General features: G+C 58.8%; 30 protein-coding genes and 1 pseudogene. 16 read left to right on the top strand and 15 right to left on the bottom strand.

Features of this window, described 5'->3' with window-relative positions; translation table 11 throughout:
- On the bottom strand, positions 1-1,046 hold a 1,046-nt coding region (gene hutU, locus AC07T0_RS15970), incomplete at its 3' end, for a urocanate hydratase (RefSeq protein WP_495002100.1).
- Positions 1,047-1,495: 449 nt separating this feature from the next.
- Positions 1,496-3,037 (bottom strand): HAL/PAL/TAL family ammonia-lyase, encoded by a 1,542-nt coding sequence (locus AC07T0_RS15965; RefSeq protein WP_495002099.1) that lies wholly within the window; start codon positions 3,035-3,037, stop codon positions 1,496-1,498.
- Positions 3,038-3,203: 166 nt separating this feature from the next.
- Here AC07T0_RS15965 and AC07T0_RS15960 point away from each other — a divergent pair, with 166 nt between their 5' ends.
- The 4 genes from AC07T0_RS15960 (at position 3,204) to AC07T0_RS15945 (ending at position 8,095) form a co-directional block, all read left to right on the top strand.
- Positions 3,204-4,148, top strand: a complete 945-nt coding sequence (locus AC07T0_RS15960; RefSeq protein WP_495002098.1) for a LysR substrate-binding domain-containing protein — start codon at positions 3,204-3,206, stop codon at positions 4,146-4,148.
- 114 nt (positions 4,149-4,262) lie between these two features.
- Positions 4,263-5,315 (top strand): LacI family DNA-binding transcriptional regulator, encoded by a 1,053-nt coding sequence (locus tag AC07T0_RS15955; RefSeq protein ID WP_495002097.1) that lies wholly within the window; start codon positions 4,263-4,265, stop codon positions 5,313-5,315.
- Between the two features lie 262 nt (positions 5,316-5,577).
- The gene (locus tag AC07T0_RS15950; protein WP_495002104.1) at positions 5,578-6,894 is read left to right on the top strand and encodes an MFS transporter; all 1,317 of its coding nucleotides are present in this window, start codon (positions 5,578-5,580) and stop codon (positions 6,892-6,894) included.
- A gap of 40 nt (positions 6,895-6,934) precedes the next feature.
- Positions 6,935-8,095, top strand: coding sequence for an L-talarate/galactarate dehydratase (locus tag AC07T0_RS15945; protein ID WP_495002096.1), 1,161 nt, complete (start codon positions 6,935-6,937; stop codon positions 8,093-8,095).
- Positions 8,096-8,197: 102 nt separating this feature from the next.
- On the opposite strand, the gene AC07T0_RS15940 is transcribed toward AC07T0_RS15945, so the two are convergent.
- Positions 8,198-8,794: a plasmid pRiA4b ORF-3 family protein gene (locus tag AC07T0_RS15940; protein WP_495002103.1), complete on the bottom strand. Its 597-nt coding sequence runs from the start codon at positions 8,792-8,794 to the stop codon at positions 8,198-8,200.
- 257 nt (positions 8,795-9,051) lie between these two features.
- Positions 9,052-9,711 carry a response regulator gene (locus AC07T0_RS15935; protein ID WP_495002095.1) on the bottom strand — a complete coding sequence of 220 codons (660 nt, stop codon included), beginning with the start codon at positions 9,709-9,711 and terminating at the stop codon, positions 9,052-9,054.
- A gap of 245 nt (positions 9,712-9,956) precedes the next feature.
- On the opposite strand from AC07T0_RS15935, the gene AC07T0_RS15930 reads away from it, so the two are divergent.
- The 8 genes from AC07T0_RS15930 to AC07T0_RS15895 all read left to right on the top strand — a co-directional run bounded on the left by AC07T0_RS15930 (position 9,957) and on the right by AC07T0_RS15895 (position 15,525).
- Positions 9,957-10,484, top strand: coding sequence for a winged helix DNA-binding protein (locus tag AC07T0_RS15930; protein ID WP_495002094.1), 528 nt, complete (start codon positions 9,957-9,959; stop codon positions 10,482-10,484).
- A 157-nt stretch (positions 10,485-10,641) separates the two neighbouring features.
- Positions 10,642-11,739, top strand: a complete 1,098-nt coding sequence (locus tag AC07T0_RS15925; protein WP_495002093.1) for a styrene monooxygenase/indole monooxygenase family protein — start codon at positions 10,642-10,644, stop codon at positions 11,737-11,739.
- Between the two features lie 57 nt (positions 11,740-11,796).
- The gene (locus AC07T0_RS15920; RefSeq protein WP_495002092.1) at positions 11,797-12,444 is read left to right on the top strand and encodes an iron-containing redox enzyme family protein; all 648 of its coding nucleotides are present in this window, start codon (positions 11,797-11,799) and stop codon (positions 12,442-12,444) included.
- A 143-nt stretch (positions 12,445-12,587) separates the two neighbouring features.
- Positions 12,588-12,743, top strand: a complete 156-nt coding sequence (locus AC07T0_RS15915) for a hypothetical protein (RefSeq protein ID WP_495002091.1) — start codon at positions 12,588-12,590, stop codon at positions 12,741-12,743.
- A gap of 376 nt (positions 12,744-13,119) precedes the next feature.
- Positions 13,120-13,719 (top strand): phosphatase PAP2 family protein, encoded by a 600-nt coding sequence (locus AC07T0_RS15910; protein WP_495002090.1) that lies wholly within the window; start codon positions 13,120-13,122, stop codon positions 13,717-13,719.
- Positions 13,712-14,890 (top strand): MFS transporter, encoded by a 1,179-nt coding sequence (locus tag AC07T0_RS15905; RefSeq protein WP_495002089.1) that lies wholly within the window; start codon positions 13,712-13,714, stop codon positions 14,888-14,890. Before AC07T0_RS15910 ends, AC07T0_RS15905 begins: the two co-directional genes overlap by 8 nt.
- Positions 14,891-14,967: 77 nt before the next feature.
- On the top strand, positions 14,968-15,339 hold the full coding sequence (locus AC07T0_RS15900; protein ID WP_495002088.1) for a hypothetical protein: 372 nt from the start codon (positions 14,968-14,970) through the stop codon (positions 15,337-15,339).
- Between the two features lie 3 nt (positions 15,340-15,342).
- The gene (locus AC07T0_RS15895; protein ID WP_103494981.1) at positions 15,343-15,525 is read left to right on the top strand and encodes a DUF1289 domain-containing protein; all 183 of its coding nucleotides are present in this window, start codon (positions 15,343-15,345) and stop codon (positions 15,523-15,525) included.
- Here the strand turns inward: AC07T0_RS15895 and AC07T0_RS15890 are convergent.
- On the bottom strand, positions 15,522-15,647 hold the full coding sequence (locus AC07T0_RS15890) for a hypothetical protein (RefSeq protein WP_495002087.1): 126 nt from the start codon (positions 15,645-15,647) through the stop codon (positions 15,522-15,524). The two genes, AC07T0_RS15895 and AC07T0_RS15890, sit on opposite strands and share 4 nt — an antisense overlap.
- Positions 15,648-15,692: 45 nt before the next feature.
- On the opposite strand from AC07T0_RS15890, the pseudogene AC07T0_RS15885 reads away from it, so the two are divergent.
- A pseudogene (locus tag AC07T0_RS15885) lies at positions 15,693-16,106 on the top strand (helix-turn-helix transcriptional regulator); the annotation flags it as partial.
- Positions 16,107-16,119: 13 nt separating this feature from the next.
- Here the strand turns inward: AC07T0_RS15885 and AC07T0_RS15880 are convergent.
- Positions 16,120-17,319 (bottom strand): MFS transporter, encoded by a 1,200-nt coding sequence (locus tag AC07T0_RS15880; protein WP_495002086.1) that lies wholly within the window; start codon positions 17,317-17,319, stop codon positions 16,120-16,122.
- A gap of 107 nt (positions 17,320-17,426) precedes the next feature.
- Here AC07T0_RS15880 and AC07T0_RS15875 point away from each other — a divergent pair, with 107 nt between their 5' ends.
- On the top strand, positions 17,427-18,086 hold the full coding sequence (locus AC07T0_RS15875; protein ID WP_495002085.1) for an ArsR/SmtB family transcription factor: 660 nt from the start codon (positions 17,427-17,429) through the stop codon (positions 18,084-18,086).
- Positions 18,087-18,238: 152 nt separating this feature from the next.
- Here AC07T0_RS15875 and AC07T0_RS15870 read toward each other — a convergent pair whose 3' ends face one another.
- The 5 genes from AC07T0_RS15870 to AC07T0_RS15850 form a co-directional block, all read right to left on the bottom strand.
- Entirely contained in the window at positions 18,239-18,448 is a 210-nt protein-coding gene (locus AC07T0_RS15870) for a YXWGXW repeat-containing protein (protein WP_495002084.1), read from the bottom strand.
- An 86-nt stretch (positions 18,449-18,534) separates the two neighbouring features.
- Positions 18,535-19,014 carry a periplasmic heavy metal sensor gene (locus tag AC07T0_RS15865; protein WP_495002083.1) on the bottom strand — a complete coding sequence of 160 codons (480 nt, stop codon included), beginning with the start codon at positions 19,012-19,014 and terminating at the stop codon, positions 18,535-18,537.
- On the bottom strand, positions 19,011-19,445 hold the full coding sequence (locus AC07T0_RS15860) for a hypothetical protein (RefSeq protein WP_495002082.1): 435 nt from the start codon (positions 19,443-19,445) through the stop codon (positions 19,011-19,013). The genes AC07T0_RS15865 and AC07T0_RS15860 overlap by 4 nt, the downstream gene beginning before the upstream one ends.
- Positions 19,442-20,023, bottom strand: coding sequence for an RNA polymerase sigma factor (locus tag AC07T0_RS15855; protein WP_495002081.1), 582 nt, complete (start codon positions 20,021-20,023; stop codon positions 19,442-19,444). The genes AC07T0_RS15860 and AC07T0_RS15855 overlap by 4 nt, the downstream gene beginning before the upstream one ends.
- A 77-nt stretch (positions 20,024-20,100) precedes the next feature.
- Positions 20,101-20,424 carry a YXWGXW repeat-containing protein gene (locus AC07T0_RS15850; RefSeq protein WP_495002080.1) on the bottom strand — a complete coding sequence of 108 codons (324 nt, stop codon included), beginning with the start codon at positions 20,422-20,424 and terminating at the stop codon, positions 20,101-20,103.
- 285 nt (positions 20,425-20,709) lie between these two features.
- On the opposite strand from AC07T0_RS15850, the gene AC07T0_RS15845 reads away from it, so the two are divergent.
- On the top strand, positions 20,710-20,856 hold the full coding sequence (locus tag AC07T0_RS15845; RefSeq protein WP_495002079.1) for a hypothetical protein: 147 nt from the start codon (positions 20,710-20,712) through the stop codon (positions 20,854-20,856).
- A gap of 194 nt (positions 20,857-21,050) precedes the next feature.
- Positions 21,051-21,923: an undecaprenyl-diphosphate phosphatase gene (locus AC07T0_RS15840; RefSeq protein WP_495002078.1), complete on the top strand. Its 873-nt coding sequence runs from the start codon at positions 21,051-21,053 to the stop codon at positions 21,921-21,923.
- Between the two features lie 257 nt (positions 21,924-22,180).
- Here the strand turns inward: AC07T0_RS15840 and AC07T0_RS15835 are convergent, their stop codons facing one another.
- From AC07T0_RS15835 to AC07T0_RS15820, 4 genes are all read right to left on the bottom strand, one after another.
- Positions 22,181-22,753: a GNAT family N-acetyltransferase gene (locus AC07T0_RS15835; protein WP_495002102.1), complete on the bottom strand. Its 573-nt coding sequence runs from the start codon at positions 22,751-22,753 to the stop codon at positions 22,181-22,183.
- Between the two features lie 128 nt (positions 22,754-22,881).
- Positions 22,882-23,361, bottom strand: coding sequence for a YbaK/prolyl-tRNA synthetase associated domain-containing protein (locus AC07T0_RS15830; RefSeq protein WP_495002077.1), 480 nt, complete (start codon positions 23,359-23,361; stop codon positions 22,882-22,884).
- Positions 23,362-23,399: 38 nt separating this feature from the next.
- Entirely contained in the window at positions 23,400-24,164 is a 765-nt protein-coding gene (locus AC07T0_RS15825) for a sulfite exporter TauE/SafE family protein (RefSeq protein ID WP_495002076.1), read from the bottom strand.
- A gap of 4 nt (positions 24,165-24,168) precedes the next feature.
- Positions 24,169-25,254, bottom strand: a complete 1,086-nt coding sequence (locus AC07T0_RS15820; RefSeq protein ID WP_495002075.1) for a TauD/TfdA family dioxygenase — start codon at positions 25,252-25,254, stop codon at positions 24,169-24,171.
- Between the last annotated feature and the right edge of the window lie 13 nt (positions 25,255-25,267).

The raw sequence follows: 25,267 nt of genomic DNA, 5'->3' as shown, positions 1-25,267 counted from the left end.
AAACCCGGGAAATCGAAGGCGTTTTCCACGCCTTCTTCCTGGGCCATCTGACGGATGTTGTTGCCGTAGTCGAAGGTTGGGATGCCTTGTTTCTGGAAGTCGAGCATCGCTTTGACGTGCACGGCCATCGAGGCTTTGGCGGCTTTGACGACAACCGCCGGCTCGGTCTTGGCGCGGGCGCGGTACTCTTCCCAGGTCCAGCCGGCCGGCAGGTAGCCGTTGAGCGGGTCGTGGGCGCTGGTCTGGTCGGTGACCATGTCCGGACGCACGCCGCGCTTGACCAGTTCCGGGAGGATTTCCGCCGCGTTGCCGAGCAGGGCAATGGAAATCGCCTGGCCGGCCTGGGTGTATTTGGCGATACGCGCCAGGGCGTCGTCGAGGTCGCTGGCTTGTTCATCGACATAACGGCTGCTCAGGCGGAAGTCGATGCTGACCTGCTGGCATTCGATGTTCAGCGAGCAGGCGCCGGCCAGGGTTGCGGCCAACGGCTGTGCGCCGCCCATGCCGCCCAGGCCGGCGGTCAGGACCCAACGACCTTTCAGGTTGTTGTCGTAGTGCTGGCGACCGGCTTCGACGAAGGTTTCGTAGGTGCCCTGGACGATGCCCTGGCTGCCGATATAGATCCAGCTGCCGGCGGTCATCTGGCCGTACATGGCCAGGCCCTTGGCATCCAGTTCGTTGAAGTGTTCCCAGGTGGCCCAGTGTGGCACCAGGTTGGAGTTGGCGATCAGCACGCGCGGGGCGTTGCTGTGGGTCTTGAACACGCCGACCGGCTTGCCGGATTGCACCAGCAGGGTCTCGTCGTCATTCAGGTTGGTCAGGCTCTCGACGATCTTGTCGTAGCACTCCCAGTTCCGCGCGGCCCGGCCGATACCGCCGTAGACCACCAGCTCCTTGGGGTTCTCGGCCACTTGCGGGTCGAGGTTGTTCATCAGCATCCGCAGCGGCGCTTCGGTCAGCCAGCTTTTGGCGGTCAGCTTGTTGCCACGGGCGGCGCGGATTTCAACGTCACGGCGCTTGGTAGGCTTCTGGGTATTGTCAGTCACGAAACAACTCCTCTGCGATCAATCCGAACCAGCCCAGGCAGTGGGCGAGTGAGCTTGTGCGGGACACCCCGGCACAAACGGAAACAGGTTTTGTGGGCGACTTATACGCACACACATTTACTTGTACATACAAGCATATGCAATCAAGCGGCCAACTTATTGGCTTGCCGCTCAATAAAACCTGGGATTTGGCTGAAACGCCCGTAGGACAAGGGCTTGGCGGTAGAGGTTTTTTTTCCGAGAGCTTGGGTAGCGCAGTGACGACTGTTACCTGAGCTGGGAATTGCGCCGCGTTGGGGCGCTCGGTGACAGTTTGAGAGATGTTGGTGCGCGATGGGGAACGTTTTTGGGGGGCGTGCGGGTGCGGCGAGGAGGGCGGTCCTTTGGTGGTCGAGAGGCAGCGAAATGCATTGTCTTGACCGCTAAAGGAGCGCCTGGGGGCAACCTGTTTACTTGAGGTTTTTCTGCACCGTGGCCAGTACCTCGCCACTGCGGACCTGTTCGGTAACACTCACCATGTCCAAATAGAAGGCACGGTCATGCTCGGCCACCGGCACACGGCTACGCACCAGGTCGTAAACCGCCTTGGTGACGCTGGAAGCCTTGTGCACCTCATGGAAATCCAGGGCCTGGCAGCCTACCAGCAGTTCAATCGCCAGCACCGATTCGAGCTTTTCGGAAACCTTGTAGGCCTTGATCGCGGCGTTATACGCCAGGCTGACCAGATCCTCCTGGTTGGCGCAGGTGGAGAAGCTGTCGACCGTGGAGGGGAACGACAGCGCCTTCATTTCCGCATACAGGCCCGCCGCGGTGTATTGAAGGATCATGTAGCCGCTGTTAAGGCCCGGGTTGCGTACCAGGAACGCCGGCATCTCACTGAAGTGCGAGTTGACCATGCGGTCGATACGGCGCTCGGAGATCTTCGCCAGGCTGGCCAGCGCCACGCACAACGAGTCCGCGGACATGCCGATATAGCTGCCGTCGAAGTTGGCGCCGGAGATGGCAATGCCGTCGCCGTCCTCCAGTGGGTAGATGATCGGGTTGTCGCCCGAGGAGTGGATTTCGTTCTCGATATTTTCCCGGGCGTGCTCGATAAATCGTTTTGAAGCGCCGTGCACCTGGGGAATGGCCCGCAAGCTGTAGGCGTCCTGCAACCGATAGTCGATGTTTTCGGCGATCAGTTGGCTGTCATGCAGCATCGCCTTTATATCCCTGGCGGTTTGCGCTTGCTCCTTGTGTGCCTTGATCGAGTGATAACGCGGGTCGAAGGCGCGAATCGTGCCCTTCAGCGCTTCCAGCGAAAGGGCCGCGGCGACATCGGCCAGCGAGGCGCTCTGCATGGCGTTGTACAGGGCCAGAATGGCGATGGCGGTCACCGACATGGTGCCATTGAGCATGGCCAGGCCTTCTTTGCACTGCAGGTCCGTCGGTTGCAGGCCGACCTGTTCCAGCGCGGTAGCGCCATCGACCCATTCGCCGCCATTGACCCGGGCTTTGCCTTCGCCCAGCAGGACCAGGGCGAGGTGCCCTTCGACAGCCAGATAACCCACCGAACCTTCGCCGGGTGCAAACGGCACCACTTCGTTGTTGAGCAGGCCGGCAATCAGCTCCAGCAACTCCAGGCGTACCCCGGAAAAGCCTTTGCCCAGGCTGATCAGTAGCATTAACTGGATAGCCCGAACCTGTTCACGTTTGAGCGGCTCGCCCACCGCGACGGCGTGGGAGCGCACGATATTGACCTGAAGCTCCTTGGCATTCTGTGGCGAAATCACATGCCGAACGTTATCGCCGAACCCCGTGGTCACGCCATAGACCAGGCGATTTTCATCGAGGAAGCGTTCGACCAGGCCACGGGATCTTTTCACCCGGTTCTTGTAGGTCTCGGAAAACGACACCTTGGCTGAATAACGGGCTACCGCGACGAACTCTTCGATGGAAGGTTCTCTGTCGCCAAGAACGACCTGCGTGATCTGCTGTGGATGAGCTTTCATTGCGAACTCCCGGGAAATGATGGAGGGGGGCCGGACCGGCCGAGCCCTCGCTCGATTGAGCGTGGGAGAAGGCTAAAGCGATTTTTAGATGAAGAAAATATGGCAATTTCTGTCAGTTTTAATAGAATTTCTAAACATTAAAAGCCTCCGAGTGTGTTGTGTCGCCATGAGTCGCTTACCGCCCTTGCGGGCCCTCCAGATATTCGAAACCGTCGGTCACTGCGGCGGTATCTCCCAAGCGGCAAAACGCTTGAACCTCTCCGTGGGCGCGGTCAGCCAGCAGATGAAGTTGCTGGATGAGGCGCTGGGCATGAGCCTGACGGTCAAGGAGGGGCAGCGCTTGCGGCTGAACGCCATTGGCCTGCGTTTTCATGCGCGCTGTTCGGCGGCCTTTGAAGAGCTGAGGGCCGCGGTTTCCGAAGTCGAACGTTCGAAAAATCCCAACAATCTGTATGTCAGTGGCCTGCCGTCTCTGATGACCAAGTGGTTGGCGCCCCTGACCTACGAATGGCAGCATGAGCACGCTGATCTCGACATCTATCTGGATGGCACGCTGGCGGATACGTCGGAAGAGGAAAACGCGGATTTTCGGATCGACTATGGCGAGCCTGGTCAATATGCCGAGCATAGCGTCGTGCTGTTCCGCGATTGTGTGGTGCCGGCCTGTTCACCGAGGCTGTTGGGCCTGCCAGGCTATCCCGGTCAGGTGGAACAGGCCGCGGACCTGCTGCAATACCCACTGATGCGTATCGATTCGCGGCCGAAATTCGACTCACCGCCTTCCTGGGCCGAATGGTTCGAGCGTGAAGGTGTGGCCGTCGAGCAGGCGATTGTCATCCGCCGCAGTTTTTCGTCGTCCAGCATGGCCATTCAAGCCGCCATCGATCACCAGGGCGTGGTGTTGGCGCAGTTCTCGATGATTGCCCGCGATATTGATGAAGGGCGCCTGGTCATTCCCTGGGGGCGCGCCATGCCGCTGCCGTCGCCGTATTACCTGAGTTGGCACCCCAACACCCTGCAGAAAGCCCAATGTCGGGCCTTTCAGCGCTGGTTGATCGGTCGGGGCAGGGCACAAGAGGAGGTTACCGCCGGGTTGATCGTTGCGCTCTGATCGAGCCAAAACCAAGTATCGTGAATGTTGTGCGGGGTTTTGGTAGATTCGCCGCGCTTACAGACTGCCTTGCCGGGCAGCTTCAGAGACTGAGCTTCAGATTCGGAAAGGTTCATGGCCAAGAAACCAGCGGCGTCCCCCACTGACACTTCGATCACCGCGTCCAAGAAGGGTGCCAGCCTGACCTTGATCGATGTGGCCAAGGTCGCCGGCGTTTCGCCGATGACCGTGTCCAGGGCACTGCATCGCCCGGAGCTGGTGACCGAGGAGACTCGGGAAAAGGTCCGCGAGGCGGTGCGCAGGACCGGCTATGTTTCAAACATGCTGGCCGGTGGTCTGGCGAGCAACAAAAGCCGTCTGGTAGCGATTTTTCTCCCGACCATCGCCAACTCCATTTTTGCCGACACCGTGCAATCACTTATGGATCGCCTGACCCAGGCGGGTTATCAAACCTTGCTGGGGCTGACCGGCTACTCCGCCGAGCAGGAAGAAAAGCTGCTGGAAGCAGTCCTCGGCCGACGCCCGGACGGTATTGTCCTTACCGGTACGCTGCACACCGAATCCAGTCGTCTGCGACTCGCCCAGGCGGGTATCCCGGTGGTTGAGTCCTGGGACTTGAGTGAAGATCCCCTGGACATGCTGGTGGGCTTCTCCCATGAAAAGGTCGGGGAGGAGACCGCACGCCATTTACTCAAAAAGGGCTACAAACGCTTCTCGGTGGTCACCCTCAGTGACCCCCGTGGCCTGCGTCGCTGCAACAGCCTGATTGCCGAGCTCAAACGGCAAGGTATCGAGGAAGTGCCGATGGCGGTCCTCGCGCCGCCGGCTACCCTCGAAGTGGGCAGGGAAGGGCTGCGGCGCCTGCTTGAGCAGCCAGTGCCGCCCGAAATTGTGGTGTGCAGTTCCGACACCGTGGCCCAAGGGGTCCTGGCGGAAGCCGCCAGTCGCGGGATGCAAGTACCCTCGGACCTCGCCGTGATGGGCTTCGGTGACCTGAGCAGTGCGGCACAGGTTTATCCGGCCTTGTCGACCGTCAGCGTCGATGGCAAGAACATTGGCCTGCAAGTGGCCCAGGCGCTACTTGAGCGCTTCGACTCTCCCGCCGGCAGTCATCAGCCTGTGCGAATCGACACGGGCTTTACCCTGATCGACCGCGCCAGCACTTGAGTTGAAAAGCCTCATCAGGCGATCAACGCGCGGTTGAATGATTGCGCAATCAGTGTAATATCGGCCCGAAGGTCGCCTGGTTTGCCGGGAAGGGCCTTTTTTTAAAATTTGAAATGATTGCGCAATCATTTCGTTAACGTGCCGTTATCAGGAGCCGTCAGGGCCACAGGGATTCACCGCTGCACTCACAATAAGGAAAATAATAGTGATCAAGCCTACGCAATCGGTCGTGAAGACCAACGTCCGCTATCTCATCCTCGTGATGATCTTCATTGTCACCGTGTTCAACTACGTTGACCGGGCCACGCTGTCCATCGCAGCTCCGAGCATGCGCACCGACCTTGGCTTCGATGCCATGACCATGGGCATCGCCTTCTCGGCCTTCGGCTGGGCCTACACCTGGATGCAGCTCCCCGGCGGCATTGTCCTCGACCGCTTCGGCTCGCGTCTCGTGCTCGGTATGAGCCTGATCATCTGGTCGGTATTTACCTTCCTGCAAGGCTACGTCGACCTGTTCAGTTCGGCCTTTCTCGCGCTGTTTGTCCTGCGTTTTATGATGGGGGTTGCCGAAGCACCGGCGTTTCCCGCCAACAACCGCCTGACGGTGATGTGGTTTCCACGTCATGAACGGGGCCTGGCCACGGCGGTGTTCCAGTCCGCGCAGTATTTTGCCCTGGCGGCATTCACCCCGTTGATGGTCTGGCTGGTCAGCACCTGGGGCTGGCAGCACGTGTTCTGGGTCACGGGTGCGGCGGGCATCCTGATCGGCTTGCTGTGGTTCCGCATGGTCCAGGAACCGCGCAAGGACAAGCGCACCAACCAGGCTGAAATCGACTACATCGAAGCGGGCGGGGGCTTACCCACCATCGGTGACGTGAAGACGCCCTTCAGTTGGAAAAGAATGAAGGCCATCGGCGGCAACCGAATGATGTTGGGCATCTACCTGGGCCAGTTCTGCCTGACCTCGATCACCTGGTTCTTCCTGACCTGGTTTCCGACCTACCTGATCGAAGCCAAGGGCATGACCCTGCTGAAGGTCGGGCTGGTGGCCGCCATTCCACCCATCGCCGGTTGCCTGGGCGGCATGATCGGCGGGGTCTGGTCGGACTGGATGCTACGTAAGAACTTCAGTCTCACCGCGGCACGCAAGACGCCAATCATCTGTGGCTTGTTGCTGTCGAGCAGCATCATGGTCGCCAACTACACCCAGTCGATCACCCTGGTGATTCTGGTGATGTCCATCGCCTTTTTCGCCAAAGGGGTCGGCAACCTGGGCTGGTGCATTGTCGGTGACGTTTCACCGGCACGGGCCATGGGCGTCAGCGGGGCCATGTTCAACTTCTGCGGCAACCTCGCCAGCATCGTTACCCCCATTGCCATCGGTGTGATGATTAACCAGTTGGGCTCTTTCGATGTCGCGCTGATCTACGTGGCCAGCATGGGGTTGCTGGGGGCGTTTTCCTATTTGTTCATTGTCGGGCCACTCAAGCGCCTGGAGCTTGATGATTTCGAGGACCCACCGGCCAAGACCGTCGAAGCCGCCCCGGTGAATACCGAACTGGCTCATCAGCACAGCTGATCTCTTTTTAAAATCTCATGACTGTTCAAGGAGAGCCCACATGCTCACAGCACAACACGCCATCAAATCCTCCGACGACGACCGTATTGCCTGGGTGCGTGTGTCCTCGGTGATCTTGCCCCTGGCTAATCCGATCAGTGATGCCAAGGTGCTGACTGGGCGGCAAAAGCCGATGACTGAAATCGTCATCCTGTTCGCTGAAATCGAAACCATCGACGGTCACCGTGGCCTCGGCTTCAGCTACTCGAAGCGGGCAGGCGGCCCGGGGCAATTCGCCCATGCCGAGGAAATCGCGCCGGCGCTGATCGGCGAAAACCCCAGTGATATTGCCAAGCTGTGGACCAAGCTGTGCTGGGCCGGAGCATCGGTGGGGCGCAGCGGTATGTCGACTCAGGCTATCGGCGCCTTCGACGTGGCGTTGTGGGATTTGAAAGCCAAGCGCGCCAACCTTTCCCTGGCGCGTCTGCTCGGTGCCCAACGTGATTCGGTGCGCTGCTACAACACTTCGGGTGGTTTTCTGCACACCCCGCTGGATCAACTGATGAAGAACACCGACCTGTCTCGTGAAAAGGGCATTGGCGGTATCAAGCTGAAAGTCGGCCAGCCGGATTGCGCCATCGACATCCAGCGCGTCAGCACCGTTCGCAAGCACCTGGGTGAGCACTTCCCACTGATGGTGGATGCCAATCAGCAATGGGATCGCCCGACGGCCCAGCGCATGTGTCGCCAGTTTGAACAATACAACCTGATCTGGATTGAAGAACCGCTGGACTGCTACGACGCCGAAGGCCATGCCGCCCTGGCCCGGCAATTCGACACACCGATTGCCACTGGTGAAATGCTCACCAGCGTTGCCGAGCACGCCGAGTTCATCAAGCTGCGCGGCGCCGACTTCCTGATGCCCGACGCGCCACGAGTGGGTGGGATTACGCCTTACCTGAAGGTGGCGGCCATGGCCGAGCAAGCCGGCTTGATGCTGGCGCCGCACTTCGCCATGGAACTGCACGTGCACCTGGCAGCGGCTTACCCGACGGAGCCCTGGGTCGAGCATTTCGAATGGCTCGAACCACTGTTCAACGAGCGTCTGGAAACCCATGACGGTCGCATGCTCGTGCCCACCCGTCCCGGGCTGGGGCTGACGCTCAGCGAGCAGGTCAAAGCCTGGACCGCTCAAGTCGCCGAGGTGGGTATGCGGCCATGAGCCCGCGGGTGAGTGCCGCCGAATTCGAACACATTCGCAGTGGCGGCGCTGAAGTCGATATGGATAAAACCAGGGAGAAAGGTGCCTTTGGTAACGTCGTTATCAAGATCGCTGGAGCCTGATCTGCTTCAGCGACCGGTTGATACGCACACAATCAAAGGTCGTCGGATCAAAGTCGTTATCCCCGAACCACTCCAGCACGTTGTCATGCTCGGGGTGGCCGGAGTCCGCCAGGGCCGTCAGAAACTCATCGTAGCCCAGCATGCCGCCGATATCTTCCGGCGGTCGGGCGTTGGCGCCGTCGATGCAGTAGGGCAACTGGGGGCAAACGCCAGCGGGGATGATTTTTTCCACCCGGATCACATGTTCCCAGCCATCCCTGAAATCATAGACGTAACGGAAGGTCCGTTTCCCGCGCAAGGCGCCGATCAATGTCTGGCGTTTCTCTGCAACGACCGGTGGCTTCCAGCCGGCATTCGAGGTTGAAACGCCGTAGCTGTCACCGGCGATTTCAAATTCGTGCCGGTGCGCGTCGGTCCAGCCCATCGTTGCCTGAATGACCTGGTGCAGGTTGCCCAGGGTGATGTTTTCAGGGACCGCTACCTGGCGCCAGATCGTGGGTGTTATCCACTTCAGCTCAATCCGCAGGATCAGGACACGGTCGATGTTGGGAGTCGGCAATTGGGCAATGGGTGACATGAGTCTGGCTGCCTCTCGAGGGTCAATGGACAAGAAGCGATATCAGGGATCGCTCCGACGCTTCCTTAAGTCATCCCTCTCAAGTGTTCAGGCTCTGGAGGATCCGTTGTAGGAACTTGATTGATGGATGCAATACTCCGATGGTAGCGACGTTGTTCATCGACGAAAATCAGACCGCAAGGACAAAATGGGTGTGAATCAGCCTACGACAATGGGCGATATTTAAACGGAACTGACTGAGGAGAACCCTTCAACCCTTATCGGGTGGTCAGGTTTTCGAGCGTTTTTTGAAGTTTGTTGATATCCATGGGCTTTTGCATGCACTCGTTGAATATGGACGCCTGGCATTTTCCACGCACCTCATCCAGAGAATGGGTAGTAATGGCTATAATCGGGGTGGTCCGAGGGTCAAAGCCCCGTTGGCGAATCCTTATGGCGGTTTCAATACCGTCCATTCCAGGCATTTGGATATCCATCAGTATGGCATCGTAGGATTTGCACAACATACCCAAGGCTTCATAACCATTGCTGGCTATGTTGACACTGCAGTTAAGGCTTTTCAGGATCCTGCAGTGAAACTCGCGCACTCGCTCATCATCGTCAACAATCAATATGGAGAGCCAGGTGCTCTGCCTCGATTGGCTGTCGATGGAGGGAGTTTCCTTGGCTTGTTCTGCAATACATTGAAAAAATTTAAGCATGTCCGCTCCCGAAAGCTCGAGGTCAGAGCAACTTTTTTCGAAGTGGGCCATGAACTGTTTCATTTGCTCCAAGGTCATGCTGTCCGCCTTCCTGGCCCCTGACTTGAGCTTCCAGAAGGTCTTCATGATCTCAGTCAACGGCTCCTGTAGGTGTCGGCTGAGGGTTTGCTTGCTGACCGGGAGCCTGACGCTGTTCGGATGGGTGTTTTGGCACATAAGAAGCTCCCTCTGTTCCCTGGGACGATTTGCTTTGTGATTCGGTTTAAAATTTATAAAGCGAATAGGCGGGTCATTCAATAGAGGCTTATGTCGCTTATTGCTGAGATTTTTGTAGGTTAATTCTTTGCGATGTATAGGATGCTGGTCGGGTTTGTACGATCAGGTTAATTTCTTGGTGTATCCATTGCCAAGCTAGGCAAAATATGTAGAAATTGATTCAATCAAAGACTGAAGGCCCACCTATGTATATCGACAAGACGTGGCATCTAGCTATCACTGGTGACGAAGTGGATTGGGCTGAGTGCGAGCTGCAGCTGTGGAGGGCCTTTAATGCCTTCAAACGTTGGCAGTTGGAGTGCGAAAAAATGGTCAATGATAGTAATTTATCAGTGGATGAGCTGGCGGTGCTTCACGTTATTCGCATGAACGATCGGCCTAAAACCATTGCGGAGGTGGGGCGGCTATTGAATCGTCCTGATCATTTCAATATTAATTATTGTGTTACAAAGCTCAGCGAGAGAGGGTTGGTGAAGAAGTATCAGCCGTTCAAGAATCGGCAGGTACAACTCAGTGTTACTGAGGAAGGACGGAAAAGTACGGATAAATACACGGAGGCTCGTAAAAATATACTGTTTGGAGAATTTTCATATGAGATCAGCGGTATCAATCTCAAAGAGGTTGTGCACGGACTCAGGCAAATCAAGGGCGTGTATGAGGAGGCTCATCGAGCGGCTTCAATTTATAAGTCTGTCAAGGCCGAGTTCGGTTGAGCGGGTTTGAAATTTACGAGGGTTATTCAATGAGACATATTGCGATTGTGGGTGCCGGGCAAGCTGGACTATTGCTGGCGATAGCGCTTAAAAAAAAGGCTACGATATAACGTTGTTCAGTGATCGAACGGCTGAGCAAATTCGCGATGGAAACATTATGTCCAGCCAGGGGATGTTCGATACGGCTTTACAGATTGAGCGGCGCTGGGGACTTAATTTTTGGGATGAAGAATGTCCCTGGAATACGTCGGTGACTTTTACATTGAGCGAGCAGGACACGGCTCGAAAAGATGTTGAGTGGAAAGGTAAAACTCAACGACCCTTTCAGTCGGTTGATCAGCGGCTGAAATTTTCCCGTTGGCTTGACGTTTTTCAGAGTCTTGGAGGGCGTTTAATCATCCAGGACGTGGCGTTGGCAGACCTTGACGAGATTTCCAAGTGGCACGAATTAACGATTGTCGCCAGCGGTAAGGGGGAGATTGGTCGCTGTTTTTTGCGTGATCATGAACGTTCGATATTCGAAACGCCGCAACGAACGCTTGCCTGTTTTTATGTGACAGGAATGTGGCCGGTTGAGCGTTTTCCTGGTGTTCGGGTGAATGTCATTCCTGAGGTTGGAGAGTACATCACAATGCCTGGTTTAACGTTGGGTGGGCGATGTGAAATGATGTTGTTCGAAGGTATTCCCGGTCGCGCGTTTGATGCCTTTAGTGATGTGTCGGATGCGGATGAGCAGTTGAGTGTCAGTCAAGAGTTGCTCGCGCGTTATATGCCATGGGAAGCAGAAAGATCCGTCGGTATTAAGTTGTCAGATAGGCACGCCCACCTGAAAGGAAGTTATACACCTTTCGTGAAGCACCCGACGGCCAGAATGCCAGGTGGACAGTTTGTTCTTGGTATGGCAGATACTGTTGTGCTGAATGATCCGATTGCTGGTCAAGGGGCGAACAATGCGACGAAATGTGCCGGTGTTTATTTTGATTGGATAGTGAAACGCAATAAAGAGCCTTTTGATGAGGCCTGGATGCAAAGGCTGTTTGAGTGCTACTGGCGACGGTATGCACAGGCCTCGACGAACTGGTCAAATATACTGCTGCTGCGTTCTCCGAAGCATGTTATGGAGCTTTTACGTTCAGCCGCACATCTGTCGGGGTTGGCTGACACATTGGCGAATGGATTTGATGATGCGAATGCTTTTTTTCCCTGGATTACTGACCCGATCAAAACCCAAGGAGTGATGGACAGCTTTAAATAATGCAAGGGCGCTGTTTGTTTTTAAGGAAGTCACGCTGTAATAATTGAGGATGCGAATGTGATTACGTTGCATATGCCTGTGAGAAAGGCGAATTTTGAATCATTGTTAAAGGAAAATAGGCGCCTTGCAGACGGCTATAAAGGCAGTGCTCTTATGTGTTTGATTCAGAGCAAACAGATGGAGGACAAAGCGAGCCGAGAGCGTTTACTGGACGCCATCCAGGTGTTTTCCGATTACTTCCAAAAAACCATCATGTTGAGAAGTGTTTTTTGTGAAAATCGCCAATTTTCATCCGTGGTGCAAGCCCATCTGAATGAAGAGTTTGGCCATAATTTCAAGCTGATGAAGGACAGAAAGTATCGAGCGCCTACCTGGCATCCTATTCTGGAGGCTACTGCGGCCTGGTTTGCCTGGAAAATGTTCACGCTGGACAACGAAGAAAAAACCGTATTGATTCACCTGGTCCTGGAGGCGAGCGCCAATATATTTTTCAGTGCCGCTCATGAAGTCATGCGCCGTTATGGTGAGACGGACTACTTTGAAGTTCATGCGCAGGCGGATGCCCAGCACGAACAAATGGGGATCGATCTATTGAACAGTCTTTCCGCCGAAAAATATCTGAATTTGATGACCCTACAACAACAAGGCTGGGAGATGCTGAACGCCGCGTGTGATCAGATTGCTCGCTTGAGTATCCATTCATGAGGGCTGCTCGGGGCCCAAGAAGTTCTACTCGGCTGCCGGGTTTATCCAATTTGGCGTCGAGCCCCGCGCGATGAGTATCGAGGGGCATTTCTACGATGGAGAACACATGTTCAAACGGCTGGATTAATCCTCAATCCTGATCGATGCTTGCCGGCAGCACCTTGCTGACCCATGGTTTCACGCTGTTCGGTGCCATGGGTCGGGCGATCAATCCCGTGGAGATCGAGGCCTGCCGCCAGTTTGTCGGCGCAGCGCCGCTGGAAGTCCGCGTGGCCCACACCGGTAACGACACCTCGTAGCCCCTGGCCATTTCGCTGGCGTTGTCCGCGGCCGTCAGATAGGGTTTCAAGAGATCCACATCAATCATCATAGAGAGCGATTCCTTTATGTGGCTTTTCTACGGAGGCCAGCCGGCGAGCGGGTCCATGTTGGGGCTGCCGCCCGCATACTGATGAAAATCGTTGTTGTTCAGGGCGTTGTCTCCTGTTGGTCGCCTTTAGCCGATCAATCGGTGCTGTCCCTGTCTTTTTCTTCGCTCAGCTTTGGGGGCGGCGGATGAACTGTCGAATGTTTGTGCCTGTGCTATTCGGCCTTGCCGACATGGGGACCCTGCTTGACGCCGACGTCGCCCACTCGTTGCGCCGAACCCCTTTGTCCAATCCGTGAGACCGCACCATGGAAACACTCAATCGTTCGCTGTTCCTGCTGCTCAATGCCGATGCGCAGCCCGGCTCCGGCACGCTGTTCATGCTGACCGCCTTGGCCGAGTGGTTGATTTATGGCATCCCGTTGCTGCTGGCCGGGCTCTGGCCATGGGGCAGCAGGCAGACGCGAGTGGCTACCGTGGTGGCCATGCTCAGCGTTCTGCTCGCCTTGGCGATCAATCAGCTGATCGGCCTCTTTTGGACGCACCCCAGGCCATTCATGATCGACCTGGGTCACACCTTCCTGCCCCATCAAGCGGAAACCTCGTTTCCCAGCGATCATGCCGTGGTCTTCTTTGCCCTTGGGCTTGCCTTCATCGCCAACACCTTGCGTCGGACCGGTGTGGTGCTGGTGTTTCTCGGGGGGGCGGTCGGTTGGGCCCGTATCTATCTGGGCGTGCATTTCCCCCTGGATATCGTCGGGTCCCTGGGGGTGGCGCTCGTCAGCAACTGGGTGGTGGCGTTGGCACTGAGCCTCGGGTCGTTCAGCGTGCGTCTGCTCGATGGACTGGAGCTGGTCTACCGACGGATCTTCGCACTGCCTATCGCCAAGGGCTGGTGTGATGTCTGAAACCTTTCGATCCATTCCGCGCACGGTCTGGGCACTGGGCTTTGTCAGCTTGTTTATGGACCTCTCGTCGGAGCTGGTGCATGCCCTCTTGCCCGTCTACCTGGTGGGAACGCTGGGTGTCAGTATGCTGGCCGTCGGTATCATCGAGGGGGTCGCGGAGGCTACGGCGCTGATCGTGAAAGTCTTTTCCGGGGCGCTCAGTGATTTTATCGGTCGCCGCAAAGAACTGCTGATTCTGGGTTACGGCCTAGCGGCCCTGACCAAACCGCTGTTCCCACTGGCGGTGTCGGCGCAGTTGGTGTTTACCGCGCGAATCCTGGACCGGATCGGCAAGGGGATACGCGGTGCGCCGCGCGATGCGCTGGTTGCCGATGTTGCCCCTTTCGCCATCCGTGGTGCCTGTTTTGGGCTGCGTCAGTCGATGGACACCATCGGTGCATTCCTGGGGCCGTTGCTGGCCATTGTGCTGATGATCGGCTTTACCGGTGACATTTCCCGGGTGCTCTGGTTTGCCGTGATTCCCGCCGCGGTTGCTGTAGGGCTGCTGGTGTTCGGGGTCAGCGAGCCTGAGCATGAGGCGGGGAGAAAGCCCTTGCGTTCGCCCATACGACTCCAGTCGCTGAGTCGTTTTTCTCGGGACTACTGGTGGGTGGTGTTCATCGGTGCGGCATTTACCCTGGCGCGCTTCAGTGAGGCTTTTCTGGTGCTGCGGGCCCAGCAGGCCGGGTTCAGCGCGACATGGGTGCCGTTGGTTATGGTGGTGATGGCAGGCTTCTACATGCTGTCGGCTTATCCGGTGGGCAAATGGTCGGACAGTGTCAGCCGAACGACGCTGCTCGGTGCCGGCCTGGTGTTGTTGATCCTGGCCGATATCACCCTGGCTGATGTGCAATCCATTTCCGGGTTGCTGCTGGGGGTTGCGTTGTGGGGGCTGCACATGGGTTTCAGCCAGGGCATCCTGGCCACGCTGGTGGCGGACACTACACCCACAGACCTGAAAGGCACGGCCTTCGGGGTGTTCAATTTGATCAGCGGGGTTGCCTTGCTCCTGGCCAGTGTTATCGCCGGTTGGCTGTGGCAGGTCCATGGCGCGGCGGCGACGTTCTACGTCGGCGCCGCATTCTCGGCGGCGGCGTTGTGCCTGCTGTTCGCCAGGCATTGTCGTGGATGAAAAACCAACGGTGCAGGGGCGCGCAGCCAACGTTCGTACGGCATACTCTGCACCGTCGAGATGAAAAGGATCAAAGCATGTTGTTGAGTAAACGCGAGCAGGCGCGGATCGAGCGTCGCCTGGTTGCCACCCTGACCGAGGCCTGCGAGACGGCCAAGGCCAGGATCGAGGGGTTCGCCTGGCTGACCCACGAGGTGGACTTCGCGCGCTTTCCCTCCAGCCTGCGGGTGACCTGGGTTTTCGACACCCGGGCCAACCGTGACCAGGCGCTGGCCGGCGAGTCAGCCCGGATGCTTGAACTGACCGCCGCCGCCTTGCGCGAAGCGGACGTCGAGGTCAAGCAGGTCGCGGCTCATCTGGCGTTCGACAGCGAAGAACATTGCCAGCAGGTGAGCGCCGGTCACTGGCAACAGCACCTTGCCCGCGGTCCGCGCCCGGGGCGCCACTGAACCATGGCCAAGGATATCGACAATCCCTGTATTTCCGTGTGCCAGCTCAACAGCGAGATGTGTTTGAGCTGTGGCCGTTCCAAGGAAGAGATCAAGCAGTGGAAGCGCATGAAGCGCCCGGAAAAAATGGCCGCGGTGCAACGCGCGACGCTACGCCTGAAAAGCCTGCAGAAAAAGAAGCGTTAATCCGCGTCAAAGTCCGTGGAGCGGGTCAGCGCTTCCCAGGCGTCGAGCTCCGCGGCATAGCTGGCGAGCTTTTCCCGAACCAGCGTGAGTGCATCACTGCCCAGCAGCAGATGAGCCGGCAACCGCTGCGTCGATCCGCTCGAAATCGGTGACTGCAAATCGACCAGCAGGGCGGCGCCATGCGCGCGGCACTCACCCAGCAAGGTCAGTTCGGCAAGATAACCAAGGCCATTCGCCGAATTCACGGGGCTTACAGCCTGCCGCTGAGCGTTGAGCAGTTGGCCGCTGAAGCCGGCATGAGCATTCCCTCGTTCCACAGTCATTTCAAGTCGGTGACCCAGACTTCACCGCTGCAATACCTGAAGTCGATCCGGCTGCATCAGGCACGGCTGCTGATGCTCAGGAACGACGTGAGCGCCGCGAGTGCTGCCCTGGAAGTGGGCTACGAAAGCGCTTCGCAATTCGGCCGTGAGTTCAAGCGGCTGTTCGGCAGCAGCCCTGTTGAAGAGATCAAGCGCATGAAGGCCAGTTTTGTGGTGCCGCCGCCGGGAAGTTCAGGTTTCCATACCTACTCTCCCTGACCAGGTTGTGGCGTTAACCGACCGCCATGGCGGTCGTCCCTCGACGTTGGCGATAACCCAACCAGACCAGCGCCAGAGCCGTCATACCCAGCCATGGCAACAGCAACAGGTTCATCTTTTCCCAGCCCAGCACCTGCAATAACGCCCCGGCACTGAACGAGCAGGCCAGGCCGACCACGAAGATCGTCATGTCGTTGGTGGCTTGAGCGCGACCTTTTTCCGCTGGGATGTAGGTACGGGTCAGCAAGGTGGTGCCGCCGATATAGAGGAAGTTCCAGCCCACGCCGAGCAGCACCAGTGCGCTGGCAAAGGAGTTGAAACCGGTGCCGGTCAAGGTCGTCAGTACATGGACCGTCAGCAATCCGACGCCGATCAGCATGATGCGTAGCACGCCGAAACGGGCAATCAGCGAACCGGTGAAAAACGACGGCAGAAACATCCCGAGCACATGCAATTGGATGACGGTGGCGGCCGTCGATAAATCATGGTGGTGCTGCATCATGGCCAGCGGTGTCGCGGTCATGGCCAGGATCATGATGCCGTAGCCGGTTGCCGCACCAAACAGCGCCACCAGGTAGGCGGGCTGGGAAATGATCTGTTTCCACGGGCGAGCCTTTTGGCCTGCGCCAGCGTCGTCCCGACTGGCCGGAATACGCAGCCCGAGCAATACACCGGCGCCAATCACCGAGGCGACGGCCAGCAGCAGGAATGAGCCCGCATACGGGGCATTCATCAGCGTGCTGCCCCAGCGCCCCAGCAAAGGTCCTGCCAGCGCGGCGGCGATACCGCCGCTCAACACCAGGGAGATCGCCCGGGGACGGAAGCTGTCGTCCGCCACCTCGCTGGCGGCAAAGCGGTAGAACTGCGCGAAGGCCTGATAGGCACCGACCAGGAAGGTACCGCAGGACAGGAGTCCCAGCGAACCCAGCGCGATGCCACCCGCGGCAATGACGCCACCCAGCACGCCCAGCAACGCCCCGACAATAAACCCCGCGCGGCGTCCCACGCGGGCCATCCATAAGGAGGCGGGAAAGGTCATCAGCGCCGTGCCGAGGAACATCGTCGCGATGGGCAGCGTTGCTAGCGCCGGCCGAGTGGCAATCTGGCTGCCGGCCAGTCCTCCCACCGTCATCACCAGGACCGAGACGGTCTGAAACAGTGCCTGGGCACTGGCTAGCAAAAGCACCTGGCGGTGCATGGGACGACTGCGCATAAGTAAATCCTCTTCCCTCTGCGGGGGCAGGTTTTTGACGATGCATGACTATATATCAATCATTCAATGAATTGATTGAATGATTTTTCGCTGATACGATTTTGCTCATGTTGAATCCAAAGAAATTCATGTTCGATCAGTTGGCGGACCTGGCGCGGGCGCTGGGAAATTCCCATCGCCTGGAAATCCTTGAACACGTCTCCCAGGGGGAGCGTTCGGTCGAACGACTGGCCCAACTCACCGGGCTTTCCGTGGCCAATGTCTCGCAGCATCTTCAACATTTGCGTCGGGCCGGGTTCGTCCAGTCTCGGCGTGACGGCAAGCACGTGTTGTATCGGTTGGGGGAAGGGCCGATCACCGCGCTGATTGCCGGATTGCGCAGTTATGCCGAAGTCAATCGAGCCGAAGTGCAATGCTTCGTGAGTGATTATTACGATCGGATGGATGACCTTGAGCCGGTTTCCCGGGAGGATCTGCTCGCTCGTCTGCAAGACGGGACGGTGACACTGCTGGATGTCCGACCCGAGGACGAGTTTGCCCAGGGGCATTTGCCCGGGGCCTTGAATATCCAGCTTCATGAGCTGGAACAGGGCCTGGCCAGCCTGTCCCGGGAGCAGGACCTGGTGGCCTACTGTCGTGGGCCTTACTGCGTGCTGTCCTTCGAAGTGATTGCCGCGCTCAGGGCCAAGGGCTATCGGATCAGGCGGCTCGAAGACGGTTTTCCCGAGTGGAAGGCGGCGGGGCTCGAGGTGGTGATGTCGGCCTGAGTTTCAAGCTCTCGCTTGCAGGCGCGCGGTTATTCCCTTGCTGTAAGCGCAGGCAGTGCTGGAAATTTCGTACTGTTCCGCCAGGCATAACCTATGGCGTTCAAATGGAGGGCCCGCCACTGCGCCGGCTTTTGCCTTGGCTCTGTTCCTACCTAGTAGCGCCAATGCCCTGGCACCCAGATCCACTGATTCCCGCCCCAGCGATAATGTCCGGCGACCCAGTGATAACCCGGTGCCGGCAGGACCGGTACGACTTCGACCATGGGCGGTGGTCGACGCGGATGCACCGGCTCGACAATACAGCCGGCCAGTGACGCGGCCATCAGGCTGGCGATAAGCGCGCTCTTGAATATTCGCAGCATTGCGTAACTCCTTGCTGGGGATTTAGTCGTCGCCTTGTTGGCGGGCTTCAAGGGTTAAACGCTGCCAGCGGCAAAACCCGTCGCGCCTACAGGTTTTTTTGCATCGCCTTGCCTTTGGCCTGCCCACGGAAATACAGCGAGTCGACCAGCTTGCGACGCTCCTCCTGGGGCAGCGTATCGGCGAATTCCGCCAGGGTGTTGTCCACCAGCGCCCTGAGCGCAATATCGGCCTCGCGGGCCTTGCCCAGATCCGTCAGCAAGGCCGGACGATCCAGTGTCGGCGCTTCGAGCTGCTTGATCACATCCTGACGCGCCTGGCGGCCCGCCATGATCAGCGGCTGGCTGTCGGCTCGATTGCGGCGCAACAGGTGGCGCAATTCACGCTGGCGCGTCTCCGGCAATTGCACTATCGCCTGGCGCAAGCCGTGCTGGTTGACGGCGGCCATGGCCGGTTGCGCATTGACCAACCAGTGGTAGATGCCACCGCCGATGCCACAGATCAGAAAGACATTGAGCATCAACGACACCAGGAGGAAGTTCTTGATGGTCTTGGACGGTTGACTCATTGCTCGCTTTCCTCGGCGTTTACAGTGAAGACGATGTCGGCATCGCCCTGGTCGAAGACACTCGGCAGCGCTTCGGATGCGGTGGGTAGCGGCAGGCTCAGCGAGACCACCAGTATGCCGGTGGCAATCCCCGCCAAGCCCACGCCGACGAAACCGACCCGGGACAGCCAGTCGGCATAACGGCTCCAGAACGACAGCGGCCTGGTTGTGATCGCCGAAGCGGCGATACGCCGGGCCAGGGCCGGATCGGGGGCCGCCAATTGATAGCTGTCGAGCAGGCTGTCGAGTTGCCGGGCCTGTTGCAGCACCTGGAGTGAGGCGGCGTCGCCGCGCTCAAGCAACCCCAGGGCGGCGTTGCGCTCGGCGGCCGGCCAGCGTTGCAGGTCCGCGCCGTAGGCGTCGGCCAGATAAGCAAATCGTTCGGGCGTCATCGTCTTCCCCTTCCTAGGCTATCTGGACCGTGCGTTTCGGCGAGGTAGCTGCGCAGGTTGCGCCTGGCCCGCGACAGCAGGCTTTCCAGTGCATCGACGCTGATATTCATCAGCGCCGCTGCTTCGATGTTCGACAGCTCCTGGTAGTACTGCAACACGATGGCTTCGCGCTGACGGTCGGGCAACGCCGCCAGGGCGGCAGCCATCTGTTCACTGCGCGCCACGGCCTCCAACTGTTCATCGGGGCTTGGCGCGTTGTCGACGGGCTCGCTGCCGGGCTCGTCGTCCTCCAGCGGGCGCTCCTTGCGCTTGCGCAGGCGGTCGTGACAGAGGTTCAGCGCCACCCGGTGCAGCCAGGTGTCGAAACGGGCTTCGCCACTGCGCCAGCTCGCCGCTTGCCTCCAGATGCGCAGGAGACTTTCCTGCGCCACATCCTTGGCCTCGTCGGCATCGCCCAGTATCCGGCTGGCGAGCGCGAGTAAACGGGGCAGCTTGCGCGACACCATCTCGTTGACGGCGGCCGGCTCCTTGTTGCCAATACGGGCCAGCAGCTCAACGTCCGGATCAGTTTCTTTCAATCGGGCAAGTCTCGGTCCGGTGATGGGTTCGGGTATGACAAGGCCGGGCGGCGCAGAAGCGCCGCCCGGCCCGGGGATCAGCGGACCCAGTGTCCTTCGACCCAGCGCCAGTTAGGTCCGCGGGGTTCCCAGTGACCCGGCTCCCAGCGTGCATTGTGCATCATCCGCTGCCAGTGGCCGGGTACCCAGACGTAACCCCGGCCTTCCCAGCGCCAGTGGCCGCGGTCCCAGGCGTAGCCGTGACGCTCCATGGGAATCGCCTCGACGCGCATCGGCGGTGGCGCTTCGCGGATGATCATTTCGGGCTGAGCAAAGGTTGGCGTGCTGGTCAGCGCGGCGAACGCCAGCGGGATCAGCAGGAGGGCATGGCGCAATTTGGCCAGGGGGCGTGTAGGTCTCATGACAACTCCTTCAGGCTGCGTACGAAAGTGAACGCTGCTGATGAGTTGAACGATAGGTGCCGGGAAAATCCGTCGCGAGCAAAAATCATTTTTTTATCGATACATTCTGAGGGGATGTGCGAGGGCAGTATTGCGCAGGGAAGGTGGGTGCTTGATGAAATTGTTCGGGGCAGCGACGGATTGGCCGCCGCTGTCACGTTCAACCTATAACCGTAGCAATAGGCAGGTGCCCTGGCCCTGCGCGTTGAGCGGCTTCCGTCCATTGAACCCCTTGAGGAAACCATCATGTCACGTCGTCTTTCGCTGCTGGGTGCAGCTGTGTTACTGCTGAGTCTGAGCGGCTGTGTGATCTTGCCGGGGCATCGGGATCATTGCTGCTGGCGTTATTACGGGGATGCGGCACCCGCTGCCGTGGACTCCTCGGCGGGTTGAGAGAGGGGATCTCGAATACGCCATGGATGGCTCGTCATAAAATGAAGTAATTCCCAACTTGTGTTTTGAGCTTTATTGATGCTGGAAAATCATAAAAAACAGGCCCATCATTCCCGTTGCTGTCTAAGCTTCACAGGTCTGCGCCGCACCTCTTGGAGAGCGGTGGGAAATTAGCCTTCTTCCGGGAAATTATTTTGTCTAACGTCTGCTCCAGCGGCCTCGATATTGGCTTCGCTTCGCTGAATTACTTGCAAATCGGCATTCTGGGTATCATCCAGGGCATCACGGAACTGCTGCCTATCTCTTCCACGGCGCATATGCGCATCGTCCCGGCGGTACTCGGTTGGCAGGATCCGGGCTCGGCTTTTTCGGCGGCGATGCAATTGGCCGCGCTGGCGGCTGTGGTCAGCTATTTCTGGCGTGATGTGCGCGATGTGGTCGGCGGCAGTATCGGCGCCGTGCGCCAGGGTGATTACAACAGCCCATGGTTCAAGCTGGCGGTGGCGATCATCCTGGCGACCATCCCCATCGGGATCGCCGGCCTGGCCTTGTCTTCAACGCTCAACGCTTGCGATTCGCCCTTGCGCGGTCTGACGGTGATCGGCATTTCCTGCCTGGTGATGGCGGTGTTGATGGCGGTGTCCGAGTTCAGTGCCCGCCATCAGCGAGTGGTGGGCGAGATGCGCCTGCGCGATGCGCTGATCGTCGGTATCGCCCAGGTCGGCGCGCTGATCCCGGGTGTATCCCGTTCCGGCTCGACACTGACCGCGGCGCTGTTTCTCAACTTCAAACGCGAAGAGGCCGCGCGGTTCTCCTTCCTGCTGGGCTTGCCGGCAATCGCGCTGGCCGGGCTCAAGGAGTTGTGGGTGCTGCACCATGCGCAGATCCCGGCGGAAGCCTGGACCCATCTGCTGTTCGGTTTGGTGGTGGCGAGCGTCTCGGCGTTCTGCGCGATCTGGGGCCTGATGCGCTTCCTCGAACGTTTCTCCACCTGGCCGTTCGTGATCTATCGCGCGGTGCTGGGGATTTTCCTGCTTGTCGCGGTCAGTACCGGCTTTCTGTCGTAATCGACGGGCGCGGGCGTAGCCGGCGGGCTACGCAAAAAAAGGCCCGCAAGGAATGCGGGCCAATAAGAGGTTTCACCAAAGAAGCCGGTAGAAATATAAACAGCCCGCGCCTTGCTCACAGTGAAAGAAGTTTTATTCGTTTAGAATTTAAATCGTTTATTTTCAAAGTCTTGTGAGGCAGCGGCCAAGCCTTTTTGCGGTGGCCCCTGAAGATTTCTTCATGATTGCTTTTGGCGGCGTGGGAAGTCTTGCAGGCGTTATCGGTGCAGGTTCCTTTCCAATCCCTGGCGAACGTCGGGCCACTCTGCGTCGATGATGCTGAAGCGTACGGAGTTGCGTTTGCGCCCGTCCGGCATGATCCGCTCGTTGCGCACGATCCCTTCCTGCTTCGCGCCCAGGCGCAGGATCGCCGCCCGGGATTTCTCATTGATCTCATCGGTGGTGAACTGCACACGCACGCAATCGAGCACGTCGAACGCATGGCGCAGCATCAGGTACTTGGCCTCGCTGTTGACGAAGCTTTTCTGCCAGCGGGTCGAGATCCAGGTGCTGCCGATTTCCAACTTGCGGTACTGGCGGTCGATCTTCCAGAAGCGCGTGGAGCCGATGACTTCGCCGGTGGCCTTGATCACGATGACAAACGGCATCACCGTGCCGGCTTCCCGGCCCGTGAGGGCGCTGTGCAGGTAGGACTCGACCGTGTTGGGCCCCGGTACCACGGTGAACGGCAGGTTCCACAGCTCGCCGTCCCGGGCGGCGTCCACCAGGGCGTCGGCATCGTCGGGCTGGAGTGGCCGCAGCAGCAACCGGTCGCCTTCAAGGGATTGCAGCAAGTGCAGGTTTTTCACGGGGCAGGGCTCGCAGTGCGGGTTTCAGCGAGCATTACAAAGTAGCCGGGATCGGCTTGGCAAGGGCCATTCCAGGTTAAAACAGGCGGACCAATCCAGCCGCGGTCTGCTCAGGCCTGACTGACATCCAGCAACCACGGTTTGGCAATCGCCAGGTAATCCTGTGTATCGAGCACCATCGAGGCATCCAGTCGACCGGCATTGAAGGCGATTTCGCCGTAGCGGGTGGTCAAGGCCGGGTCGACAATCAATTGAATCCGTTCATCGAAGACGAAAGGCGGAATGGCGCCGATCCGGCAGCCGGTCAGTTCCATGGCGGTTTCGGCCTTCACCAGTTCGGCTTTTTTCCCGCCCAGGGCCACCCCGACCTTCTTCATGTCGAGCTTCTGGTCCCCTGGCAGGATCACCAGGGCATAGGGTTCGGCCTGGCCCTTGAGCGAGCAAAGCATGGCCTTGGCGCCCTGGCCCGGTTCGGTGCCGCGGATTTCGGCGACCCGCGCCGACTGGCCCTCGGCGTCGTGCAGCAACACCCGGTAGGAGGCGGCACGGGCATCAAGCAGCTCTACCAGGCGATCGAACATCGGATACATGGGGTTCTCCTCTGGTTTACAACATCAGGTTTACAAAATCAGGTTTGCAGAATCAGGTCATAGGACAGTTTGCTGATCAGGATCACCAGCAACACCAGGAACAGCGCCCGGACAAAGGGTACGCCTTTATGCACCGCCAGCCAGGTGCCAGTCAGCGCGCCGAGGATGTTGAAGACCGCCATGGGAATGGCGATCAGGTAGAGCACGTTGCCGGTCGGAATGAAGAACATCAGGGCCGCGACGTTGGTCGCGATATTCACCACTTTGGCCGACGCCGAGGCATGCAGGAAGTCAAAGGCGAAGCAGCGGATAAACAGGAAGATCAGGAAGCTGCCGGTGCCGGGGCCGAACAGTCCGTCGTAGAAACCGATGGCCCCGCCGATCACGATCGCCAGCAGTTTTTCCCGGGTGCCGATGTGCATCGGTTTGTGCAGGGCGCCGAAGTCCTTTTTCCAGAAGGTGTAGACCGCCATCAGCACGATCATTACCAGCACCGCCGGGCGGATCACCGACTGGGGCACGACCGACACCGTGGCCGCGCCGAAGAAGGACATGGCGAAGGCCGCGCAGGCGGCGGGAATCACCAGGTTCCAGTCGATCACCACTTTGCGTACGAAGGACCGGGCCGCGAAGGCCGTGCCGCAGGCGGCCGCGACTTTGTTGGTACCCAGCAGCGCCGCGGGTGTTGCCGTGGGCAGCACGTTGAACAGCGCGGGTATCTGGATCAGTCCGCCGCCGCCCACCGCCGCATCGATCAGGCCGGCGGCAAAGGCGAACACGCAAAGGATGACAATATCGACCATGAAATCAGGCTCTGACAATAAAAGGTTGGTGAGGGTCCAGCGGCACCACGCGTGCCGGGTCGTCGACCCCGAAGACGCGCAGCATCCAGCGGTCGCGGCCGTCGTAGCGGGGCGGGAAACCGTCCCGGGCATGCAGGGTTTGCTGGTTCTTGAAGATCAGCATGTCCCCCGGTTGCAGCAGAATCTGGTGCACGACATCGGGGTGGTTGGCGGCGGCGGCAAACAGTTGCAGGGCAAACTGCGCATTGGCGCAGGTCGCGGCGACACTGGCCTTGTTGTAGCGGCAATACAGGCCACCGCTGGCGTTTCTGTACAGCAGGGGGACGTTTTCCAGCACATTACCCTGTTTGCCAAACGAGGCCGGTCGGCGGATGGCGAAGTGCGGTCGCGACAATTCTGCTTCGACCGAGGCTGGCAGCATGGCCAACACGTCGGCAATGGCGACGATGCGCGTCGGCACGTCGAGCTCGCAGCGCAGACCGGTCAGGGACAGGTACTCCGGGCAGGCCGACAGCTGCGTGACGGGTTCGCAGGTCAGGGGCAGGTGCGGGTTGTCGACATGCATGCCCAGGTCCATGCGTGAACCAAAGGAACTCTTTTCAGCTTCGCGGTTGTACTTGGGCGATACATGACGGAACACGCTGTTGTCGCTTTCGCCTTCGTATGCCACTGGACGGGTTTGCAGGGTTTGCAGCACGGCCAGAATGGCACCGGCCAGAACCGGCAGGTTTTCGATGTCCGGGTCCGTGTCATAAGGCGTGGCGGGCAGTTGCGAGTCCAGTGGCAGTCCCCTGACGATCAGCGCCACCTTACGACTCGTGGGGAAGTCGCGCAGTTGCTGGATTTTCTCGGCGTCCAGGATGCTCTCCAACAACCGCCCCAGGGCCGGCATGTCGCGGATGCCCGAGGCACTGTCGGTCACGGCCAGTGACGCCAGGCCGGCGTGCAGGGCACGCTGTTCTTCGAATGACACATGAAGCTGCGGTATCCCCTGTCGGGTCGAGGTCGCGGATTTTTTTCCCAGCCATTCGCGAATTTCTTCACCGATCAGCGCCGCAGATTTCCCGACTATTTCATCCAGCTTTGACACGTCCGTTTGCTCC

It is taken from the genome of Pseudomonas sp. GW821-FHT04D07, from assembly GCF_059420225.1.
The sequence above is the reverse complement of the archived record's forward strand: the minus strand, read 5'-3'. Positions and strand labels throughout refer to the sequence as shown.

Coding starts and splice junctions, on each gene's coding strand:
- AC07T0_RS15865 (WP_495002083.1), bottom strand. CDS start 19,014: ATGAGTCAACCGTCCAAGACCATCAAGAACTTCCTCCTGGTGTCGTTG.
- AC07T0_RS15875 (WP_495002085.1), top strand. CDS start 17,427: ATGTTGAATCCAAAGAAATTCATGTTCGATCAGTTGGCGGACCTGGCG.
- AC07T0_RS15870 (WP_495002084.1), bottom strand. CDS start 18,448: ATGCTGCGAATATTCAAGAGCGCGCTTATCGCCAGCCTGATGGCCGCG.
- AC07T0_RS15880 (WP_495002086.1), bottom strand. CDS start 17,319: ATGCGCAGTCGTCCCATGCACCGCCAGGTGCTTTTGCTAGCCAGTGCC.
- AC07T0_RS15940 (WP_495002103.1), bottom strand. CDS start 8,794: ATGTCACCCATTGCCCAATTGCCGACTCCCAACATCGACCGTGTCCTG.
- AC07T0_RS15925 (WP_495002093.1), top strand. CDS start 10,642: ATGTCCAGCCAGGGGATGTTCGATACGGCTTTACAGATTGAGCGGCGC.
- AC07T0_RS15905 (WP_495002089.1), top strand. CDS start 13,712: ATGTCTGAAACCTTTCGATCCATTCCGCGCACGGTCTGGGCACTGGGC.
- AC07T0_RS15960 (WP_495002098.1), top strand. CDS start 3,204: ATGAGTCGCTTACCGCCCTTGCGGGCCCTCCAGATATTCGAAACCGTC.
- AC07T0_RS15930 (WP_495002094.1), top strand. CDS start 9,957: ATGTATATCGACAAGACGTGGCATCTAGCTATCACTGGTGACGAAGTG.
- AC07T0_RS15900 (WP_495002088.1), top strand. CDS start 14,968: ATGTTGTTGAGTAAACGCGAGCAGGCGCGGATCGAGCGTCGCCTGGTT.
- AC07T0_RS15845 (WP_495002079.1), top strand. CDS start 20,710: ATGTCACGTCGTCTTTCGCTGCTGGGTGCAGCTGTGTTACTGCTGAGT.
- AC07T0_RS15955 (WP_495002097.1), top strand. CDS start 4,263: ATGGCCAAGAAACCAGCGGCGTCCCCCACTGACACTTCGATCACCGCG.
- AC07T0_RS15850 (WP_495002080.1), bottom strand. CDS start 20,424: ATGAGACCTACACGCCCCCTGGCCAAATTGCGCCATGCCCTCCTGCTG.
- AC07T0_RS15860 (WP_495002082.1), bottom strand. CDS start 19,445: ATGACGCCCGAACGATTTGCTTATCTGGCCGACGCCTACGGCGCGGAC.
- AC07T0_RS15935 (WP_495002095.1), bottom strand. CDS start 9,711: ATGTGCCAAAACACCCATCCGAACAGCGTCAGGCTCCCGGTCAGCAAG.
- AC07T0_RS15965 (WP_495002099.1), bottom strand. CDS start 3,037: ATGAAAGCTCATCCACAGCAGATCACGCAGGTCGTTCTTGGCGACAGA.
- AC07T0_RS15895 (WP_103494981.1), top strand. CDS start 15,343: ATGGCCAAGGATATCGACAATCCCTGTATTTCCGTGTGCCAGCTCAAC.
- AC07T0_RS15910 (WP_495002090.1), top strand. CDS start 13,120: ATGGAAACACTCAATCGTTCGCTGTTCCTGCTGCTCAATGCCGATGCG.
- AC07T0_RS15830 (WP_495002077.1), bottom strand. CDS start 23,361: ATGTATCCGATGTTCGATCGCCTGGTAGAGCTGCTTGATGCCCGTGCC.
- AC07T0_RS15825 (WP_495002076.1), bottom strand. CDS start 24,164: ATGGTCGATATTGTCATCCTTTGCGTGTTCGCCTTTGCCGCCGGCCTG.
- AC07T0_RS15945 (WP_495002096.1), top strand. CDS start 6,935: ATGCTCACAGCACAACACGCCATCAAATCCTCCGACGACGACCGTATT.
- AC07T0_RS15950 (WP_495002104.1), top strand. CDS start 5,578: ATGATCTTCATTGTCACCGTGTTCAACTACGTTGACCGGGCCACGCTG.
- AC07T0_RS15915 (WP_495002091.1), top strand. CDS start 12,588: ATGCTTGCCGGCAGCACCTTGCTGACCCATGGTTTCACGCTGTTCGGT.